General features: G+C 33.8%; 1 protein-coding gene. It reads right to left on the bottom strand.

The window, feature by feature from the left end; all coding sequences use genetic code 11:
* Window positions 1–138: 138 nt before the first annotated feature.
* Window positions 139–417: a plasmid mobilization protein gene (locus C1I98_RS46570; protein WP_046871195.1), complete on the bottom strand. Its 279-nt coding sequence runs from the start codon at window positions 415–417 to the stop codon at window positions 139–141.
* Window positions 418–589: the final 172 nt, after the last annotated feature.

Here is a 589-nt window from a genome sequence, read left to right as displayed (position 1 = left end):
TTTAATGCATGATCTTTAATCTGTTTCAAAACAAGTACATCTTGTTCAACAATTGCTTCTAAACAAGGCTTCAAGACAGTTATTGGGAAATGTTTTTTGACTAGTTTTTTTAATTCACGTTCAAAAGATTTGGTCTGTTTAATTTGCATCTAATTTATCGATCCAATCTTCAAAGTCAGTCAATGAACCAATGTTTTTGACCTGCCCTGTTTCTGCTTCTTTTTTAGCTGCTGAGGCTTCCGGAGAATCTAAAAAGCTGACCAATCGAACTTCATTATTGGCCGCTTTAACTAACGATAAGCGTATATACTCAGAAACGGTTAGCCCTTGTTTTGCTAGATTAGCTTTAGCCCGTTCACTAATGTCAGGTGTTACACGAGTTGAAATTGTCTTGTTTTTAATAATAGTATTACTCATTCTAATCCGCCTCCCTTAAGTTTACCATCGTACTACATTATAATATTCGATTTTTAGGTTTTCTGCAACTAAATTAATTTTAAAGTAAAGGAACTAACAGCTTATGCAACAAGTTGTCTTACCCATCAAAGATTCAAACGTTCTTAAAGAGGTTCAAGATACGTTACTCAAT

This window comes from Spongiactinospora gelatinilytica (assembly GCF_003236385.1).
Taxonomy (GTDB): Bacteria; Actinomycetota; Actinomycetes; order Streptosporangiales; family Streptosporangiaceae; genus Spongiactinospora; species Spongiactinospora gelatinilytica.
The sequence above is the reverse complement of the archived record's forward strand: the minus strand, read 5'-3'. Positions and strand labels throughout refer to the sequence as shown.

Coding starts and splice junctions, on each gene's coding strand:
- C1I98_RS46570 (WP_046871195.1), bottom strand. CDS start 417: ATGAGTAATACTATTATTAAAAACAAGACAATTTCAACTCGTGTAACA.